This is a genomic window from Enterobacter sp. R-1.6.2, from assembly GCF_035064085.1.
In the GTDB taxonomy this organism is placed as follows: Bacteria; Pseudomonadota; Gammaproteobacteria; order Enterobacterales; family Enterobacteriaceae; genus Enterobacter; species Enterobacter asburiae_B.
In genome coordinates this window covers 1-16,629 of the sequence record NZ_JASEYI010000009.1, presented here as the reverse complement: position 1 = coordinate 16,629, position 16,629 = coordinate 1, and the positions used below count along the sequence as shown (strand labels likewise).

17 protein-coding genes and 1 tRNA gene are annotated in these 16,629 nt (G+C 55.1%); 8 read left to right on the top strand and 10 right to left on the bottom strand.

What is annotated here, in order from left to right; all coding sequences use genetic code 11:
- Window positions 1–194: 194 nt before the first annotated feature.
- The 4 genes from QMN93_RS11440 to syd form a co-directional block, all read right to left on the bottom strand.
- Window positions 195–644, bottom strand: coding sequence for a flavodoxin (locus QMN93_RS11440; protein WP_023294459.1), 450 nt, complete (start codon window positions 642–644; stop codon window positions 195–197).
- A 24-nt stretch (window positions 645–668) separates the two neighbouring features.
- Window positions 669–1,445 carry a tRNA pseudouridine(65) synthase TruC gene (gene truC, locus QMN93_RS11435; protein WP_033146427.1) on the bottom strand — a complete coding sequence of 259 codons (777 nt, stop codon included), beginning with the start codon at window positions 1,443–1,445 and terminating at the stop codon, window positions 669–671.
- Complete coding sequence (locus tag QMN93_RS11430; RefSeq protein WP_033146428.1) at window positions 1,442–1,771, bottom strand: YqcC family protein; 330 nt, start codon at window positions 1,769–1,771, stop codon at window positions 1,442–1,444. Before QMN93_RS11430 ends, truC begins: the two co-directional genes overlap by 4 nt.
- A gap of 630 nt (window positions 1,772–2,401) precedes the next feature.
- Window positions 2,402–2,947 carry a SecY-interacting protein gene (gene syd, locus QMN93_RS11425; protein ID WP_045888075.1) on the bottom strand — a complete coding sequence of 182 codons (546 nt, stop codon included), beginning with the start codon at window positions 2,945–2,947 and terminating at the stop codon, window positions 2,402–2,404.
- Window positions 2,948–3,016: 69 nt separating this feature from the next.
- Here syd and queF point away from each other — a divergent pair, with 69 nt between their 5' ends.
- The 5 genes from queF to xni all read left to right on the top strand — a co-directional run bounded on the left by queF (window position 3,017) and on the right by xni (window position 9,451).
- Window positions 3,017–3,859 carry an NADPH-dependent 7-cyano-7-deazaguanine reductase QueF gene (gene queF, locus QMN93_RS11420; protein WP_087823260.1) on the top strand — a complete coding sequence of 281 codons (843 nt, stop codon included), beginning with the start codon at window positions 3,017–3,019 and terminating at the stop codon, window positions 3,857–3,859.
- Between the two features lie 116 nt (window positions 3,860–3,975).
- Complete coding sequence (gene ppnN, locus QMN93_RS11415) at window positions 3,976–5,340, top strand: nucleotide 5'-monophosphate nucleosidase PpnN (protein WP_047060004.1); 1,365 nt, start codon at window positions 3,976–3,978, stop codon at window positions 5,338–5,340.
- Window positions 5,341–5,854: 514 nt separating this feature from the next.
- Window positions 5,855–7,150: an HAAAP family serine/threonine permease gene (locus QMN93_RS11410; RefSeq protein ID WP_029741560.1), complete on the top strand. Its 1,296-nt coding sequence runs from the start codon at window positions 5,855–5,857 to the stop codon at window positions 7,148–7,150.
- Between the two features lie 65 nt (window positions 7,151–7,215).
- The gene (locus QMN93_RS11405) at window positions 7,216–8,583 is read left to right on the top strand and encodes an L-serine ammonia-lyase (RefSeq protein WP_033146431.1); all 1,368 of its coding nucleotides are present in this window, start codon (window positions 7,216–7,218) and stop codon (window positions 8,581–8,583) included.
- A gap of 112 nt (window positions 8,584–8,695) precedes the next feature.
- On the top strand, window positions 8,696–9,451 hold the full coding sequence (gene xni / locus QMN93_RS11400; RefSeq protein ID WP_048979245.1) for a flap endonuclease Xni: 756 nt from the start codon (window positions 8,696–8,698) through the stop codon (window positions 9,449–9,451).
- A 54-nt stretch (window positions 9,452–9,505) separates the two neighbouring features.
- Here xni and rlmM read toward each other — a convergent pair whose 3' ends face one another.
- The 4 genes from rlmM to QMN93_RS11380 form a co-directional block, all read right to left on the bottom strand.
- Window positions 9,506–10,606, bottom strand: coding sequence for a 23S rRNA (cytidine(2498)-2'-O)-methyltransferase RlmM (gene rlmM, locus QMN93_RS11395; protein WP_023309030.1), 1,101 nt, complete (start codon window positions 10,604–10,606; stop codon window positions 9,506–9,508).
- Window positions 10,599–10,994, bottom strand: a complete 396-nt coding sequence (locus QMN93_RS11390) for a DUF423 domain-containing protein (RefSeq protein WP_023309031.1) — start codon at window positions 10,992–10,994, stop codon at window positions 10,599–10,601. The genes rlmM and QMN93_RS11390 overlap by 8 nt, the downstream gene beginning before the upstream one ends.
- 39 nt (window positions 10,995–11,033) lie before the next feature.
- On the bottom strand, window positions 11,034–11,951 hold the full coding sequence (gene gcvA, locus QMN93_RS11385; RefSeq protein ID WP_023309032.1) for a glycine cleavage system transcriptional regulator GcvA: 918 nt from the start codon (window positions 11,949–11,951) through the stop codon (window positions 11,034–11,036).
- A 349-nt stretch (window positions 11,952–12,300) separates the two neighbouring features.
- On the bottom strand, window positions 12,301–12,528 hold the full coding sequence (locus tag QMN93_RS11380; RefSeq protein WP_008499648.1) for a YgdI/YgdR family lipoprotein: 228 nt from the start codon (window positions 12,526–12,528) through the stop codon (window positions 12,301–12,303).
- Between the two features lie 192 nt (window positions 12,529–12,720).
- Between QMN93_RS11380 and csdA the strand changes: the two genes are divergently transcribed.
- Both csdA and csdE read left to right on the top strand, forming a co-directional pair.
- Entirely contained in the window at window positions 12,721–13,926 is a 1,206-nt protein-coding gene (gene csdA, locus QMN93_RS11375) for a cysteine desulfurase CsdA (protein WP_167819061.1), read from the top strand.
- Window positions 13,926–14,372: a cysteine desulfurase sulfur acceptor subunit CsdE gene (csdE, locus tag QMN93_RS11370; protein ID WP_193139907.1), complete on the top strand. Its 447-nt coding sequence runs from the start codon at window positions 13,926–13,928 to the stop codon at window positions 14,370–14,372. Before csdA ends, csdE begins: the two co-directional genes overlap by 1 nt.
- Here csdE and tcdA read toward each other — a convergent pair.
- Window positions 14,363–15,169 carry a tRNA cyclic N6-threonylcarbamoyladenosine(37) synthase TcdA gene (gene tcdA / locus QMN93_RS11365; protein ID WP_193139908.1) on the bottom strand — a complete coding sequence of 269 codons (807 nt, stop codon included), beginning with the start codon at window positions 15,167–15,169 and terminating at the stop codon, window positions 14,363–14,365. The genes csdE and tcdA overlap by 10 nt on opposite strands.
- 75 nt (window positions 15,170–15,244) lie before the next feature.
- Window positions 15,245–16,342, bottom strand: a complete 1,098-nt coding sequence (mltA, locus tag QMN93_RS11360; protein ID WP_033146436.1) for a murein transglycosylase A — start codon at window positions 16,340–16,342, stop codon at window positions 15,245–15,247.
- A gap of 208 nt (window positions 16,343–16,550) precedes the next feature.
- Between mltA and QMN93_RS11355 the strand changes: the two genes are divergently transcribed.
- Window positions 16,551–16,627 (top strand) — tRNA-Met (locus QMN93_RS11355).
- Window positions 16,628–16,629 lie beyond the last annotated feature (2 nt).

Sequence of the window (16,629 nt, the reverse complement as noted above, 5' to 3'; positions counted from 1 at the left end):
TACGTTCTCTCACCGTGCAAAAACACAGTATTGAAGGGTGCATGAGAGGTTGTTTATGGCATAAGCCCAGGGGAATGGAAGGTGGTTCACGGATTTGGCGTTTGGAGCGGGGTGTATCGCCGGGTGGCGGCTATGCCTTACCCGGCCTGAAAAACCCGCAGGCCCGCGCAAGCGAAGCGCCGCCGGGCAGAGTGTTATTTGAGAAGGGAGGCCCAGTTCTCCACCCACGGGTTCGATTCGCTTTCGGGTTCAGGATGCTCACCGGCATCAATCAGCAGCATCTCGCCGACGCGCTGGGCGCTCTGCTCCTGAAGGAGCGCATCGAACTGCTTGCCGCCGCCGCAGAAGTTGGCGTAAGAGCTGTCGCCCAGGGCAATGATGCCGTAGTGTACGTCCGGCTGATAGCCAAGCTGGTCTTTAATGCCCTGAAACAGCGGCACGATGCTGTCCGGCAGATCGCCCTGCCCGGTGGTGGAGGTCACCACCAGAATGTATTTATCTTTATACTTTTCCCAGTCTGCCAGTTCCGGATCTTCATAGACCGTGGCTTTATGGCCCTGGCTGGCGAGTATTGCCTCAGCCTCTTCCGCTACCAGCAGCGAGTTGCCGTACATTGTGCCGACAAAAATGCCTACTTCAGCCATGATATTTTCCCATAATGAATGCGTTTACCGTTCATCCTGAACGTTGCCCGATACAAACTCAACCCTTTCATTTTCGGGGAGTTGTCCCAGCCAGCCAAACTGTGACAGCGCCTGCATCCAGACGTCGTCCAGCCCCGCACGGATGGTCAGCGGTTCGCCGGTAAACGGGTGCGTCAGGCTCAGCTCGCTGGCGTGCAGCATCAGACGATGGCAGCCAAAGTGTTCGGCCGCACTGCGGTTCTGGCGCAAATCACCGTGTTTGCTGTCACCAATAATCGGGTGGCGCAGGTGCGCAAGATGGCGTCGCAGCTGGTGCTTACGCCCGGTTTTAGGCAAAAGCTCAACCAGGCTGTAGCGTGTGGTCGGGAATTTGCTGGTTGCAACCGGCATTTCGGTCGTCGCCATGCCGCGATAATCCGTTACTGCGGGCTGCGAACCTTTGTCATCGCGGGCAAATTTATCGGCGATTTTGTCCAGTTCCTCCACCAGCGGATAGTCCAGCGTGGCGGCTTCCGTCAGCCAGCCGCGCACGATCGCGTGGTAGCGCTTTTGCATCTGATGCTGTTCAAACTGCTGTGACAGCAGACGCCCCGCCTCGCTGGAAAGCCCCATCAGCAGCACGCCGGAGGTCGGCCTGTCGAGACGATGGGCGGTAAAAACATGCTGACCAATCTGGTCGCGAACGGTCTGCATCACCACCACTTTCTCATCGCGATCGAGCCAGCTACGGTGTACCAGCCAGCCTGACGGTTTATTCACCGCCACCAGCCACTCGTCCTGATAGAGGATCTCAAGCGTCATGCATCTTCACCGGCAAACAGGGCATCCAGTTTTTCCAGTTCGACCAGCATCACGTCGCGCGCAGGGTGGGTCGTCTCGAGCGCCATTTCATAATAGGGAGAGACAGCAAACGCCTGCGGAAGCGGGTGACCGCCCTCAAGCAGGGCGTGCATGCGCGGAATTAACACCCACTGCAGCCATTCAAACGGGGCCAGCGTATCCAGGCAGAAGGGCTGAGTGCTCGCGAACGCTTCTGGCTGCGGCGCGGTCTCCTGCCACAGCTGATGTTGGCGCAAAAGGGCTTCGATGGCGTGCAACTGAGCACGAACGCTATCGTGTTGCGTCATAGTAACCTCAACTGAAAAAGTGAACGGCGCGCAGCATAGCATTGCGGAAGGCAGAAATAAAAAAAGGGAGCACTGTAAAAACAGTGCTCCCGGTTCGTTTCGCAGCATTCCAGCTACAATTCGTGCTCCCTGCTCATCCGTGACAACTTTTCCTGACGCCCGAAGGCCTGGTCATCCGTAAGCCGATGCATCCTGCACACATCTTCCTGACGTGTTTGTCTCATCCTGAAACGTCCTGGCCTTCCTGACCCACCGACCATCCTGACCGGCTCTCGTTCTCCTTCCTGGAGGTGTCCCTTACGCATCCTGCGTTATCCACTTCGCTTCATCCTGAAGCCTTCCTGAAGCGCCATCCTGACGAGTCCTGTGTGAGAAACGCCATCATCCTGATGTTCGTTTCTCGTGTCGGCGTCCTGTCGACAGAAATAGAATCCGCTATTCCGCTTCGTCTTACAACCCACCCTTTCTGGGTTGTAAGCCGTAAGAAATCCCTAAAAACAATACGATGAACAGGTAATTCATTGAAAAACAGAGCGATATTAATCTGAATTAAATGAGGTAATACTGAATCTTCAGCGATCTCTCACAAACGTTGTAAGAGATCTCTCACACGCGCTATAGCATCATGGATTACAGAAGTGGCTCAAGTCGGGTAAGGAAATCCGCAAGAGAGGGGGCGAGAGTCTCGCGATTGCGGGTGCCGATAGTCTCTTTAACCACTTCACCTGACAGGTTACAGACGGAGATAACGTCCAGTTCGCTGTCCAGCGTGGCAATAAAGAGCGTCGGAGATAGCTTCAGGCGTTTTTGCGTGACCAGGTGACCAATCAGGTTTTCCTGAACACGCTGCAGATCGTCTTCGCTCCAGGTCTGCAACAGCGTCAGCGTGATATCAGCAAAGCGCGCAGGCATATCCCCTGCGAACTGCGTGGTATAAAACGCATGAACTGCTGGTTGTACCACAATGTCCATTGCCCGCTCAACCGCATTTACATTTTGCTCGCCGTCGAAAGGTTTTGGTTGCCAGATAACGTAATCGTCGACTGAAGAGATAATGCACGGCGAAGGTACGCCATACAAATCAGCACTTTGCGGCCATGTCTGGTCCTTTTCATGCCATGCGTCGCAATAGCGGGTCGTGAAGCTAGTGAGGGCATTTGCAGTTTCGATGTCCACCGATTTCTCTCTTCTTGTCAGACAGGATAAACTCAGGCCATAAGTGTACCTGTAAAGTGGCTATGAAACATGTCTTACGAAAATCATCAGGCGTTAACCGGCTTAACGCTGGGTAAATCGACCGATTACCGCGATACCTACGATGCAAGCCTGCTGCAGGGCGTGCCGCGCAGCCTGAACCGCGATCCTCTGGGCCTGCATGCAGACGCATTGCCGTTTGTCGGCGGTGACATCTGGACGCTGTACGAACTCTCGTGGCTTAACGCGCGCGGTCTGCCGCAGGTGGCGGTGGGCCACGTTGAGCTGGATTACGCCAGCGTTAATCTCGTGGAATCCAAAAGCTTTAAGCTCTATCTCAACAGTTTTAACCAGACAAAATTCAGCAGCTGGGACGACGTTCAGCACACCCTGGAACGTGATTTAAGCGCCTGCGCGCAGGGAAAGGTGAGCGTTTCACTGTATCGCCTGCACGAGCTGGAAGGGCAGCCGGTCGCCCACTTCAACGGGACCTGCATCGACGATCAGGATATCGAGGTGGAGAATTATGAATTCAGCGCCGATTACCTTGAAAACGCGGCGAGCGGAAAGGTGGTCGAAGAGACGCTGGTCAGCCACCTGCTGAAATCCAACTGCCTGATCACCCACCAGCCGGACTGGGGTTCGGTGCAGATCCAGTACCGCGGCCCGAAAATTGACCGGGAAAAGTTGCTGCGCTACCTGGTGTCGTTCCGCCATCACAACGAATTTCACGAGCAGTGCGTGGAGCGTATCTTTAGCGATATTCAGCGTTTCTGCCAGCCAGAAAAACTGAGCGTTTACGCGCGCTACACCCGCCGTGGCGGTCTGGACATCAACCCGTGGCGCACCAACACCGCTTTTGTGCCAGCAACGGGACGGCTGGTGCGTCAGTAATATAAATATTTTCACAATATGCGCGGTATCTTCCGCGCTTTAGGTTGTGAAACGTCACGCGCCAGGGCTATTGTAATCAACAGGGAAAGACGATAATCGTCCCGTAAGGAGCTCACTTGATTACACATATTAGCCCGCTTGGCTCAATGGATATGTTGTCGCAGCTGGAAGTGGACATGCTTAAGCGCACGGCCAGCAGCGATCTTTATCAACTGTTTCGTAACTGTTCACTTGCCGTACTGAACTCCGGAAGCCTGACAGATAACAGTAAAGAACTGCTGTCCCGCTTCGAAAGCTTTGATATCAACGTGCTGCGCCGCGAGCGTGGCGTGAAGCTTGAAGTCATCAACCCGCCGGAAGAGGCTTTTGTCGACGGCCGTATCATTCGTTCACTTCAGGCTAACCTGTTTGCCGTGCTGCGTGACATCCTGTTTGTTAACGGGCAGATCCACAACGCAGGCCGTTTCCAGCATCTCGACCTGGAAAGCTCGGTCCATATCACCAACCTGGTGTTCTCCATTTTGCGTAACGCCCGTGCCCTGCACGTTGGCGAAGCGCCGAACATGGTCGTCTGCTGGGGCGGTCACTCCATTAACGAAACCGAATACCTTTATGCGCGTCGGGTGGGCACACAGCTTGGCCTGCGCGAGCTGAATATCTGTACCGGCTGCGGTCCGGGTGCGATGGAAGCGCCAATGAAAGGTGCCGCAGTGGGACACGCGCAACAGCGTTACAAAGAGGGACGGTTTATCGGCATGACCGAGCCGTCGATCATTGCCGCTGAGCCGCCTAACCCGCTGGTTAACGAGCTGATTATCATGCCGGATATCGAGAAACGTCTTGAAGCGTTTGTCCGTATCGCCCACGGCATTATCATCTTCCCGGGCGGCGTGGGGACAGCGGAAGAGCTGCTCTATCTGCTGGGTATTCTGATGAACCCGGCCAACAAAGATCAGGTTCTGCCGCTGATCCTGACCGGTCCAAAAGAGAGCGCCGACTACTTCCGCGTGCTGGACGAGTTTATCGTGCACACGCTGGGCGAATCCGCGCGTCGTCACTATCGCATCATCATTGACGATGCCGCAGAAGTGGCGCGCCAGATGAAAAAAGCGATGCCGCTGGTAAAAGAAAACCGTCGCGATACCGGCGATGCGTACAGCTTTAACTGGTCAATCCGTATTGCGCCGGACCTGCAGATCCCGTTCGAGCCAACGCACGAAAATATGGCGAACCTGAAACTCTATCCGGACCAGCCGGTGGAAGTCCTGGCTGCCGATCTGCGTCGTGCCTTCTCCGGGATTGTGGCGGGCAACGTGAAAGAGATGGGCATCCGCGCCATTGAACAGTACGGTCCGTACAAGATCCACGGCGACCCGGAGATGATGCGCCGCATGGACGACATGCTGCAGGGCTTTGTCGCTCAGCACCGCATGAAGCTGCCGGGCTCAGCCTATATTCCTTGCTACGAAATCTGCACATAACGCTCAACAGCATCTGATCAAAGCCGGGTCGCTCTGTTGCGCGTCCCGGCTTTTTTATTACCGAGGTAATTCATACGCATCACTTATGTCTTTTACAAACTATGCGCAAACGCAAACGATTACCTTGTTTTTTCAACCGTAAATTATCAGCCTTAATCCAAATTACCTGCCAGAAAATACTAAAAACCCATTTCTTTACAGCTAAAGACACCTATATCACGGGCCAGTCTTTCAGCTCACATGTCGTTGGTGGTAGCCTTCGCGCCCGTAAATTCTCTTTGACGTTTTTTTAACAGATAAATGGTCTAAAGATGCCCACATCATAAGTGGATTATTGCATTTGGGATCAGGATCACTGATAGATTCATAACTAGAATGTATCTTTCCGCCCGCCAATAGTTACGGGCGAAAATTATTAAAAAACCGTCACTGAACGAATTTCATATTACCGTCAGGCACTTTTTCATCGGATTTGACTAAAAACCTGACAATTTGCTTCCTCCAGGAGATACAGATGGAAACCACTCAAACCAGCACCGTTGCTTCGATTGAATCCCGAAGTGGTTGGCGCAAAACGGATACCATGTGGATGCTTGGCCTTTACGGCACAGCAATCGGCGCTGGTGTACTGTTCCTTCCTATCAACGCAGGCGTCGGCGGTCTGATCCCGCTGATCATCATGGCTATCATTGCTTTCCCGATGACCTTCTTCGCACACCGCGGTCTGACCCGCTTCGTGCTGTCCGGTAAAAACCCGGGCGAAGACATCACTGAAGTTGTTGAAGAGCATTTCGGCGTTGGCGCAGGTAAACTGATTACCCTGCTCTACTTCTTCGCTATTTACCCTATTCTGCTGGTCTACAGCGTGGCAATCACCAACACCGTTGAAAGCTTCATGATGCACCAGCTGCACATGACGCCGCCGCCGCGTGCGATTCTGTCGCTGATCCTGATCGTGGGCATGATGACCATCGTTCGCTTCGGTGAGCAGATGATTGTGAAAGCAATGAGCGTACTGGTCTTCCCGTTCGTTATTGCTCTGATGGTACTGGCTTGCTACCTGATCCCACAGTGGAACGGTGCAGCGCTGGAAACCCTGTCCCTGAGCAGCGCATCGGCAACCGGTAACGGCCTGCTGATGACCCTCTGGCTGGCAATTCCGGTGATGGTGTTCTCCTTCAACCACTCTCCAATCATCTCTTCTTTCGCCGTGGCGAAACGTGAAGAGTACGGTAATGGCGCAGAGAAGAAGTGCTCCAGCATCCTGGCGCGCGCTCACATCATGATGGTACTGACCGTAATGTTCTTCGTCTTCAGCTGCGTACTGAGCCTTTCTCCGGTGGATCTGGCGGCAGCGAAAGAGCAGAACATCTCTATTCTGTCTTACCTGGCGAACCACTTTAACGCACCGGTCATTGCGTGGATGGCACCAATCATCGCGATTATCGCCATCACCAAATCCTTCCTGGGCCACTACCTCGGCGCGCGTGAAGGCTTCAACGGTATGGTGATTAAATCTCTGCGCGGTAAAGGCAAGAGCATTGAAATCAACAAGCTGAACAAAATCACTGCGCTGTTCATGCTGCTCACCACCTGGGCGGTAGCGACCCTGAACCCAAGCATCCTGGGTATGATTGAAACCCTGGGCGGCCCGGTCATCGCGATGATTCTGTTCCTGATGCCGATGTACGCGATTCAGAAAGTCCCTGCTATGCGCAAGTACAGCGGTCATGTGAGCAACGTGTTTGTGGTTATCATGGGTCTTATCGCAATCTCTGCGATCTTCTACTCCCTGTACACCATGTTCTGATTATCACCCGCGCCGTCTTCGGACGGCGCACTCCTCCCTCTCTGACTGAAAGCAATGGACGCATCATGATTAGCGTATTCGATATCTTCAAAATCGGTATTGGTCCTTCCAGCTCTCACACCGTCGGACCAATGAAAGCCGGTAAGCAGTTCACGGATGACTTGATTGCACGCGGCATCTTGCATGACATTACCCGCGTGGTTGTCGATGTATACGGCTCGCTTTCCCTGACCGGGAAAGGCCACCATACCGATATCGCCATTATCATGGGCCTGGCGGGAAACCTGCCGGACACCGTTGATATTGATGCGATCCCTGGCTTCATCCAGGATGTGAACACCCACGGTCGCCTGCTGCTGGCGAACGGTGAGCATGAGGTTGAATTCCCGGTTGACCACTGCATGAATTTCCATGCGGACAACCTGTCGCTGCACGAAAACGGCATGCGCATTACCGCGCTGGCCGGCGACAAAGCGGTATACAGCCAGACGTATTACTCTATCGGCGGCGGCTTTATCGTCGACGAAGACCACTTTGGTCAAACCAATACCTCTTCTGTAGAAGTGCCGTATCCGTACAAAACGGCGGCGGATCTTCAGCGTCACTGCCAGGAGACGGGCCTTTCCCTCTCCGGTCTGATGATGAAAAACGAGCTGGCGCTTCACAGCAAAGAGGAGCTCGAACAGCACTTCACTAACGTCTGGGAAGTGATGCGCGGCGGTATCGAGCGAGGGATCACCACCGAGGGCGTTCTGCCGGGCAAGCTTCGCGTGCCGCGTCGTGCTGCTGCGCTGCGCCGTATGCTGGTGAGCACCGACAAAACGACGACAGACCCGATGGCCGTCGTAGACTGGATCAACATGTTCGCGCTGGCGGTGAACGAAGAGAACGCTGCCGGGGGCCGTGTGGTCACCGCGCCGACTAACGGCGCCTGCGGTATCGTTCCGGCGGTGCTGGCGTACTACGACAAGTTTATCCGTGAAGTGAACGCGAATTCGCTGGCGCGCTACCTGCTGGTCGCCAGTGCGATTGGTTCGCTGTATAAGATGAACGCGTCTATTTCCGGTGCGGAAGTGGGCTGTCAGGGTGAAGTCGGCGTGGCGTGCTCCATGGCGGCGGCGGGTCTGGCCGAACTGCTGGGTGCAAGCCCTACACAGGTGTGCATTGCTGCGGAAATCGGCATGGAACATAACCTTGGGCTGACCTGTGACCCGGTTGCCGGACAGGTACAGGTACCGTGCATCGAACGTAACGCGATTGCCTCCGTGAAGGCGGTGAACGCGGCACGTATGGCGCTGCGCCGCACCAGCGAGCCGCGCGTCTGTCTCGATAAGGTTATCGAAACCATGTACGAAACCGGTAAAGATATGAACGCCAAATACCGCGAAACTTCTCGCGGCGGCCTGGCCATGAAGATCGTGACCTGCGATTAAGCCCCTCAGGAAGCCTCGTTTTGCGAGGCTTCTTCCTGTTTTCCCCACCATTCATAGTTTCACGCTGCTGACAGTGTTACCCTTCACGCATGAGATAGAAGGGAGATTATCTGTGGCCGTTCATTTACTTATCGTCGATGCTCTTAACCTGATCCGCCGTATCCATGCGGTACAGGGGACGCCTTGTAAAGACACCTGCCTGCACGCGCTGGAGCAGCTTATCCGCCACAGTGAGCCCACCCACGCGGTCGCGGTATTTGATGACGAAGCCCGCAACACGGGCTGGCGACACCAGCGTCTGCCCGACTACAAAGCCGGACGCGCACCGATGCCGGACGATCTTCACGCTGAATTGCCCATGCTGCGCGCTGCATTTGAACAGCGGGGCGTTCCCTGCTGGGGTGCACAGGGAAATGAAGCCGACGATCTCGCGGCCACCCTGGCCGTAAAGGTGGCAAGCGCCGGACATCAGGCCACTATCGTTTCAACTGACAAAGGCTACTGCCAGCTGCTTTCTCCGACTATCCGCATTCGCGACTATTTTCAAAAACGCTGGCTGGACGCGCCGTTTATTGCCAGCGAGTTCGGCGTCTCGCCTGAGCAACTGCCGGATTACTGGGGGCTGGCAGGCATCAGCAGCTCTAAGGTTCCGGGTGTCGCCGGTATTGGGCCGAAGAGCGCCGCGCAGCTGCTGAAGGATTTTCAGAGTCTGGAAGGGATTTACGCCCGTCTGGATGAGGTGCCAGAAAAGTGGCGCAAGAAGCTGGAGGCGCATAAAGAGATGGCGTTTATCTGCCGGGAAATCGCAACGCTACAGACGGATTTACAGCTGGACGGGAATTTACAGCAGTTGAGATTAGAGCGTTAACGCTTTTCTGTAGGCCCGGTAAGCGTAGCGCCACCGGGCAAAACAAAGCACGTACTATCGCTCGTCGCGACGTCCGCCAACCGCAGCCCACCAGCGACGAATATGCACCGTCACCTCTTCACGGTCGTGATACAGCTGACGCGCCTGGATCTCCACGTTAATACCGTGCTCGTCCATCTGCTCCTGAATGTAGGCCAGGTTCTGCGATACTTCCTCATAGCGCTTTTTCATCGGCAGCTTGAGGTTGAAAATGGTCTCACGACACCAGCCGTTCACCAGCCAGGAGGCCATCAGCGCGGCGACTTTTGCCGGCTTCTCAACCATATCGCACACCATCCACGAGATGTTGTTACGGTTCGGGCGATAGCGGAAACCGTCTTCCCGCAGCCAGGTAACCTGCCCGGTGTCCATCAGGCTTTGCGCCATTGGACCGTTATCAACGGACGATACCCACATATTGCGTTTCACCAGCTGATAGGTCCAGCCGCCCGGGCACGCGCCAAGGTCGACGGCGTACATGCCGTTTGCCAGACGTTCATCCCACTCATCCGCCGGGATAAAGACGTGGAACGCCTCTTCCAGCTTGAGCGTGGAACGGCTTGGCGCATCGGACGGGAAGCGCAAACGCGGAATGCCCATAAAGAAGGGAGAGTTGTTGGTGGTGTACGAATAGCCTGTATAGCAACAGCCCGGTGCGATAAAGAAGATATGCACCACCGGACGCTTCGGCGTTTCGTAGTTCGTCAGCACGCCTGCATCACGCAGCGCCGCACGCAGCGGCACGGTGAACTTACGGCAGAACTTCATCAGCTCTTTACTTTCGTTGGTATCCGCCACTTCAACGCGCAGATCGCCGCCCTTCTCCACCACGCCCTGCAGCATGCCGACAATTGGCGTGATGCGGTCTTCAGGCGGAAGATCTTTCAGCAGCTCACCCGCGACAAACATCTGGCGAGCAAAGATCAGCGAGCTGAACGGCAGCTCGCGCGCCAGCTTGTCCGCGTCTTCAGGCTGATAGCACTCGAATACCACATAGCCCGCGTTTTCTTTTACGCGGGCAAAGCCGAAGACTTCGCGCTTCGCCGCTTTATCGGTAATTTCCGCGGCGCACTCTTTCTCAAACCCCGGGCGACAATATAAAACAACCTTATTCATGAACAACGCCCTTGCGTTTCAGACGGATAGCTCCGATAAACATTAATACCCAACCCGCCAGGAAGCTGAAGCCGCCGACAGGTGTAACGAACGCCCACAGGCGCAAATGTGAGAGCGCAAGGCAGTACAGGCTACCGCTGAACAACACGGTACCCAGCGCCATAAACACGCTGCTCCAGTAAAACCAGATACTGATACGACGCTGCATCGCCACCGCCAGCCCAAAAATAGCCAGCGTGTGGAACGCCTGATATTCAAGGCCGGTCTGGATCCAGCCCATCTCTACTGCGCCTAAAGACTTGCTTAATACATGTGCGCCAAAGGCGCCCAGTGCAACAAAAATAAAGCCACTCACCGCGGCAAAAATCAGCATGAATCGGCTGGTCATGTTTAAGTCCTGAGTTGATGCGTGCCCGGCACACAAACGTTATTGCTCATACCTGAAGCGGAATTTTTCTTGCTCGGTTGCCGCTTTCGCCAGTATCCACTGCCGGAAGGCGGCTATTTTACCCAGTTCTGCCTGACTGTCATGACAAACCAGATAAAACGCATTCTTGCTGACCAGTACATCATTAAAAGGGCAAACCAGGCGGCCTGCCTCAATTTCGGACTGCGCCATGACGTTGTTCGCCAACGCCACGCCCTGCCCGTGTATGGCAGCCTGTAACACCATCGCACTGTGGCTAAAAATGGGTCCCTGCTGCACGTTAATATGTGTAAGACCTAATTGACGGGTATAAGTTTGCCAGTCGCGGCGAGAGGCATCATGCAAAAGCGTATGCTGAGCCAGGTCAGCGGGTGACTTCAGCGCCTTCTCACCTGTTAACAGCAGGGGAGAACAGACCGGCAGGAGATATTCTGCGTATAATTTTTCAACGCGCAAGCCCGGCCAGTTACCGCGACCATAAAAAATGGCGACATCTACGTCATCGGCCAGCTTGTCCTCCTGACGATCTACCGCCTGGATTCGAACGTCGATCCCCGGATAAGCTGAGTTAAAGCTTGAGAGTCTTGGCACCAGCCAATGAATGGCAAAACTGGGCAATAAACTGACGGTCAGAGCACCTTTTGCACTGCGAGCCTGCAGCTTACGCGTGGCTTCCGTGAGCTGGGAAAAAATCTCTTTAATATCCTGAAAATAGCTCTGCCCCTCTTCGGTCAACAGCAACGAACGGTTGCGTCGACGAAACAGCTTAAGGCCCAGAAAATCCTCCAGAGACTTGATTTGGTGACTTACTGCGGCCTGTGTCACAAAAAGCTCATCTGCTGCGCGGGTAAAGCTCAGATGACGTGCTGCTGCATCAAAAACTCGTAATGCATTAAGAGGTGGCAATCGCTTTGACATGGTTATCTGGCTTAGATGTTAACGGGATTTAACAAATAGGAAACAACGTTTAACCTATTAGTTTTTTTTATCTGAGCCATTATAATTTGTCCGTTGAGGAACTACCAGCAAATACCTATAGTGGCGGCACTTCCTGAGCCGGAACGAAGAGCTTTTTTCGGAATGCGTGTTCTGAAGGGCTTTTGGCTTACGGTTGTGATGTTGTGTTGTTGTGTTTGCAATTGGTCTGCGATTCAGACCACGGTAGCAACGCTACCAATTTTTCACTTCCTGTACATTTACCCTGTCTGTCCATAGTGATTAATGTAGCACCGCCAATTTGCGGTGCTTTTTTTTCGCCTGCGATCTGTTAATGCTCGATCTCTTTCATCTCTTTCACGTCCGTGCGGTTGATCTGCTGCTTGTTCCCGTTAGCATCTTTGTACGAAATCATCCCGGTATCATTATCGGTAGTCGGTTTCCCTTCCGAAACGATAGAACGACCATCGTTGGTGTGCATCACGTAGTTGTTACCGGAACAGGCGCTCAGGGCAAAAGTAAACGCACAGGCAGAAATGATTGCAGCTGTCTTATTCATGATTATTCTCCTTTAGCAATTAATGCTATTCAAACCTCGATTTATAACAGGCTAAAACATCCGCCTAACACTATTTAGCATAACCTGCTTTTTTGAGGCCGTAAGGATAAGCAGACAATTCTGATAGATATCAACCTCCTTGCCCTGCCGCTGAAATTGCGCGACGATCGCTAAATTGAAATGAGGAATCCCATGAACGCTTTCAGTCCTGCGCAGTTCCGCGCACAGTTTCCGGCCCTGGCCGATGCCGGTATTTACCTGGATAGCGCCGCCACCGCCCTGAAGCCACAGGCGGTGATTGAGGCCACGCAGCAGTTCTACAGCCTGAGCGCCGGGAACGTGCATCGCAGCCAGTTTGCCGAAGCGCAGCGATTAACCGCGCGCTATGAAGCCGCACGCGATCAGGTCGCACGCCTGATCAATGCCGAAAGCGGGAAAAACATCGTCTGGACGCGCGGCACGACCGAAGCCATCAATATGGTGGCCCAGTGCTACGCGCGCCCGCTGCTTCAGCCGGGCGATGAGATCGTCGTCAGCGAGGCGGAACATCACGCCAACCTGGTGCCATGGCTGATGGTGGCAGAGCAAACGGGTGCACGCGTGGTGAAGCTTCCACTGGGTGCAGACCTTCTTCCCGACGTTGCCCGTCTCCCAGAGCTGATTACCCCCCGCAGCCGCATTCTGGCGCTCGGACAGATGTCGAACGTCACGGGTGGTTGCCCGGACCTGGCTCAGGCTATTCGCATAGCCCATGCCAGCGGGATGGTGGTGATGGTCGACGGCGCTCAGGGCGTGGTGCACTTCCCCGCTGATGTGCAGGCGCTTGATATCGATTTCTATGCCTTCTCTGGTCATAAGCTCTACGGGCCAACCGGTATTGGGGCGTTGTACGGCAAGCCTGAACTGCTGGCAAAAATGACGCCGTGGCTCGGTGGCGGCAAAATGATCACCGAAGTGTCGTTCGATGGCTTCAAAACTCAGGATGTTCCCTATCGCCTGGAGGCCGGTACGCCGAACGTGGCGGGGGTGATTGGCTTAAGCGCGGCGCTGGAGTGGCTGGCAGAAACAGACATCGTTCAGGCTGAAAGCTGGAGCCGGGGGCTGGCGACGCTGGCAGAGGAAGAACTCAAAAAGCGCCCGGGCTTCCGCTCGTTCCGCGTTCAGGATTCAAGCCTGATGGCCTTTGATTTCGCGGGCGTTCACCATAGCGACATGGTGACGCTGCTGGCCGGGTACGGCATTGCCCTGCGTGCCGGACAGCACTGCGCCCAGCCGCTGCTGGCGGCGCTTGGCGTTAACGGTACGCTGCGCGCCTCGTTTGCGCCGTACAATACCCAAAGCGATGTCGACGCGCTGGTTGCCGCCGTTGACCGCGCCCTTGAAATACTGGTGGATTAATGACTAGCGCTGCTTTAGCCGGACATCCGTTTGGCACGGTCATCACAGAAGAGACCTTAAAACAGACCTTCGCCCCGCTCCAGCAGTGGGAAGATAAATATCGACAGCTGATCCTGCTGGGTAAACAGCTCCCGGCCCTTTCAGACGATCTTAAAACACAGGCGAAAGAGATTGCAGGCTGTGAAAACCGCGTCTGGCTGGGCGTGAGCGTCTCCGGCGGGAAGCTGCACTTCTTCGGCGACAGCGAAGGCCGCATCGTCCGGGGCCTGCTGGCCGTATTGCTGACCGCTGTGGAAGGGAAAAGCGCGGCGGAATTGCTGGCACATTCGCCGCTGGCGTTATTTGATGAGCTGGGGCTGCGCGCGCAGCTCAGCGCCTCGCGCGGTCAGGGGTTGATCGCGCTGGGCGACGCGGTACTGGATGCCGCACGTCAGGCTCAGGCCTGACGTTCCGCCTTCGCCAGCATTTTCTTGAGGGCGTGAGACACCGCCACAAAGCCAAAGGAGGCGGTCACCATGGTGGCCGCACCAAACCCGGAGGCGCAATCCATTCGTTTTGGTCCTTCCGCCGTGCTTTTCATCGCGCAGACTGAGCCATCCGCCTGCGGGTAGACCAGCGCTTCGGTCGAGAACACGCAGTCGACGCCGAGCTTGCCTTTGCTGTTCTTCACCACGTTAAAATCGCTCTTCAGCCGCTCACGCAGCTTGGCCGCCAGCGGATCCTGGATCGTTTTCGCCAGGTCGGCCACCTGGATCTGCGTCGGATCGATTTGCCCGCCCGCACCGCCCGTCGTGACCAGCGGCACCTTGTACCGACGGCAGTAAGCGATCAACGCCGCTTTTGGCCGCACGCTGTCGATGGCGTCAATCACATAGCTGTAGCCTTTGCTCATGTACTCCGCGACGTTATCTGCCGTCACAAAATCATCAATCACCGTGACCCGACATTCCGGGTTTATCAGGCGAATACGATCCGCCATGACCTCAGACTTCGCCAGGCCGACGTTATCGCACAGGGCGTGGATTTGACGGTTGGTGTTGGTAACGCAAACGTCATCCATGTCAATCAGGGTAATTGCGCCAATACCGGTTCTCGCCAGCGCTTCTGCCGCCCACGACCCCACACCACCAATGCCCACGACGCAGACGTGCGCATCCGCAAACAGCTGCAGGGCTTTTTCACCATATAAACGTGCCGTTCCGCCAAAACGCTGGCGCCAGGCGTCGCTGATTACCACAGACATAAGACCTCAGATGTAAAAAGGGTGAGGTTTTCCTCACCCTGAACAGTAATCCGTATTGCGCTCAGAATACCACAATCAGCCGCTGAATACGTTTCCGGCACCCGGCGCCGCCTTCAGTACCCACACGCGTCCGTAGTGGTTATACCAGCCCGCGCGATGGCCTGCGTCAGGGCCAATACCCTGATAGATGTCGAAGTGCTGGCCTTTGATCGCCCCGCCGACGTCCAGCGCCACCATCAGACGCAGCTCATACTGGCCGTTGAACTTGCCGTTATTGTCCAGCAGAGGGACTTCAGCCAGCAGCGTGGTGCCTGCAGGAATAATCGAACGATCCGATGCTACCGACGCGCGGCCAATCAGGGGAACTGCACTCGCCCCTTTCACCGGCGCGAAGTTTTGCGGTTTGAAGAAGACGAACGACGGGTTCTGCTCCAGCAGCTCGCGCACCTCGGCTTCGCTGTGTTTCTCGCCCCACTCGCGGATCGCCTGCATCGACATATCTTCTTTCTTCACTTCACCGCGGTCGATCAGCACTTTACCGATACTGCGATAGGCGTGGCCGTTTTTACCGGAATAGCTGAAGAAGTTGAGCGGCGACCCGTCGCCAAAATCAATGTAGCCGCTGCCCTGAACGTCCATGATGAAGTTATCCATCAGGGAGTTGCTGTAGGCCAGAACGTAATTTTCGCTCAGCGCACCGGCGTAGATCTCAGCGCGAGACGGCAGACGACCGCGTTTTGGCGGCATACGGTAGATAGGATACTGGAACTCGCCCTGACGCGAGTGTCGTGCCTGGATAACCGGGGTGTAGTAACCGGTAAACTGGACGTTGCCGTAGTTATCGGCCCCTTCCATCTGCCAGGCGTCGATACCAAACTGGCGCATGTTGCGCGTATCGCCGCCTGCTTTAAGCCAGTCCTGGACCGCGTTATACACGCTACTCTGGGCGCCATACAGACGCGGCGACGCGTTGCGGATCTGGTAGACCTGCTCGGAGAAATCACCGGCATTAATCGGTGCGCCGACAGCATCAGGCTGATTAACTAAAGAGAAAGGCTGGGATAACTTCCCGTCTTTATACTGTTGACCGCGATCGGTCGGTTTGGAAGAACAGGCCGCAAGAATCGCTACCATTGCGCCCGCCATCAGATACTTCGCCCAACGTCCTTTCATTATATCTCGTCTTTAAGTTGCCCATTTCCGCATGATGAAGATAACAAACCGCCAGGGCTAATGAAATGCGATCGCATGCCCTTTGGCAAATTTTGCGCAAAAAATAGTCCAAATAGAGCCATGTCGTTCAATTTGCATACAAAATCATGATTTATGTGAAAAAGGGGTTGCATCACAAACCTATCCGAGTATAGTGCGCATCCACGGACGCGGGGTGGAGCAGCCTGGTAGCTCGTCGGGCTCATAACCCGAAGGTCGTCGGTTCAAATCCGGCCCCCGCAACCAAT

Bases quoted from the DNA above. Each gene is read 5' to 3' on its own strand.
- QMN93_RS11390 (WP_023309031.1), bottom strand. From the start codon at position 10,994: ATGACCAGCCGATTCATGCTGATTTTTGCCGCGGTGAGTGGCTTTATT.
- mltA (WP_033146436.1), bottom strand. From the start codon at position 16,342: ATGAAAGGACGTTGGGCGAAGTATCTGATGGCGGGCGCAATGGTAGCG.
- QMN93_RS11405 (WP_033146431.1), top strand. From the start codon at position 7,216: ATGATTAGCGTATTCGATATCTTCAAAATCGGTATTGGTCCTTCCAGC.
- rlmM (WP_023309030.1), bottom strand. From the start codon at position 10,606: ATGAATAAGGTTGTTTTATATTGTCGCCCGGGGTTTGAGAAAGAGTGC.
- truC (WP_033146427.1), bottom strand. From the start codon at position 1,445: ATGACGCTTGAGATCCTCTATCAGGACGAGTGGCTGGTGGCGGTGAAT.
- csdE (WP_193139907.1), top strand. From the start codon at position 13,926: ATGACTAGCGCTGCTTTAGCCGGACATCCGTTTGGCACGGTCATCACA.
- QMN93_RS11380 (WP_008499648.1), bottom strand. From the start codon at position 12,528: ATGAATAAGACAGCTGCAATCATTTCTGCCTGTGCGTTTACTTTTGCC.
- QMN93_RS11430 (WP_033146428.1), bottom strand. From the start codon at position 1,771: ATGACGCAACACGATAGCGTTCGTGCTCAGTTGCACGCCATCGAAGCC.
- tcdA (WP_193139908.1), bottom strand. From the start codon at position 15,169: ATGTCTGTGGTAATCAGCGACGCCTGGCGCCAGCGTTTTGGCGGAACG.
- gcvA (WP_023309032.1), bottom strand. From the start codon at position 11,951: ATGTCAAAGCGATTGCCACCTCTTAATGCATTACGAGTTTTTGATGCA.
- csdA (WP_167819061.1), top strand. From the start codon at position 12,721: ATGAACGCTTTCAGTCCTGCGCAGTTCCGCGCACAGTTTCCGGCCCTG.
- QMN93_RS11440 (WP_023294459.1), bottom strand. From the start codon at position 644: ATGGCTGAAGTAGGCATTTTTGTCGGCACAATGTACGGCAACTCGCTG.
- queF (WP_087823260.1), top strand. From the start codon at position 3,017: ATGTCTTACGAAAATCATCAGGCGTTAACCGGCTTAACGCTGGGTAAA.
- QMN93_RS11410 (WP_029741560.1), top strand. From the start codon at position 5,855: ATGGAAACCACTCAAACCAGCACCGTTGCTTCGATTGAATCCCGAAGT.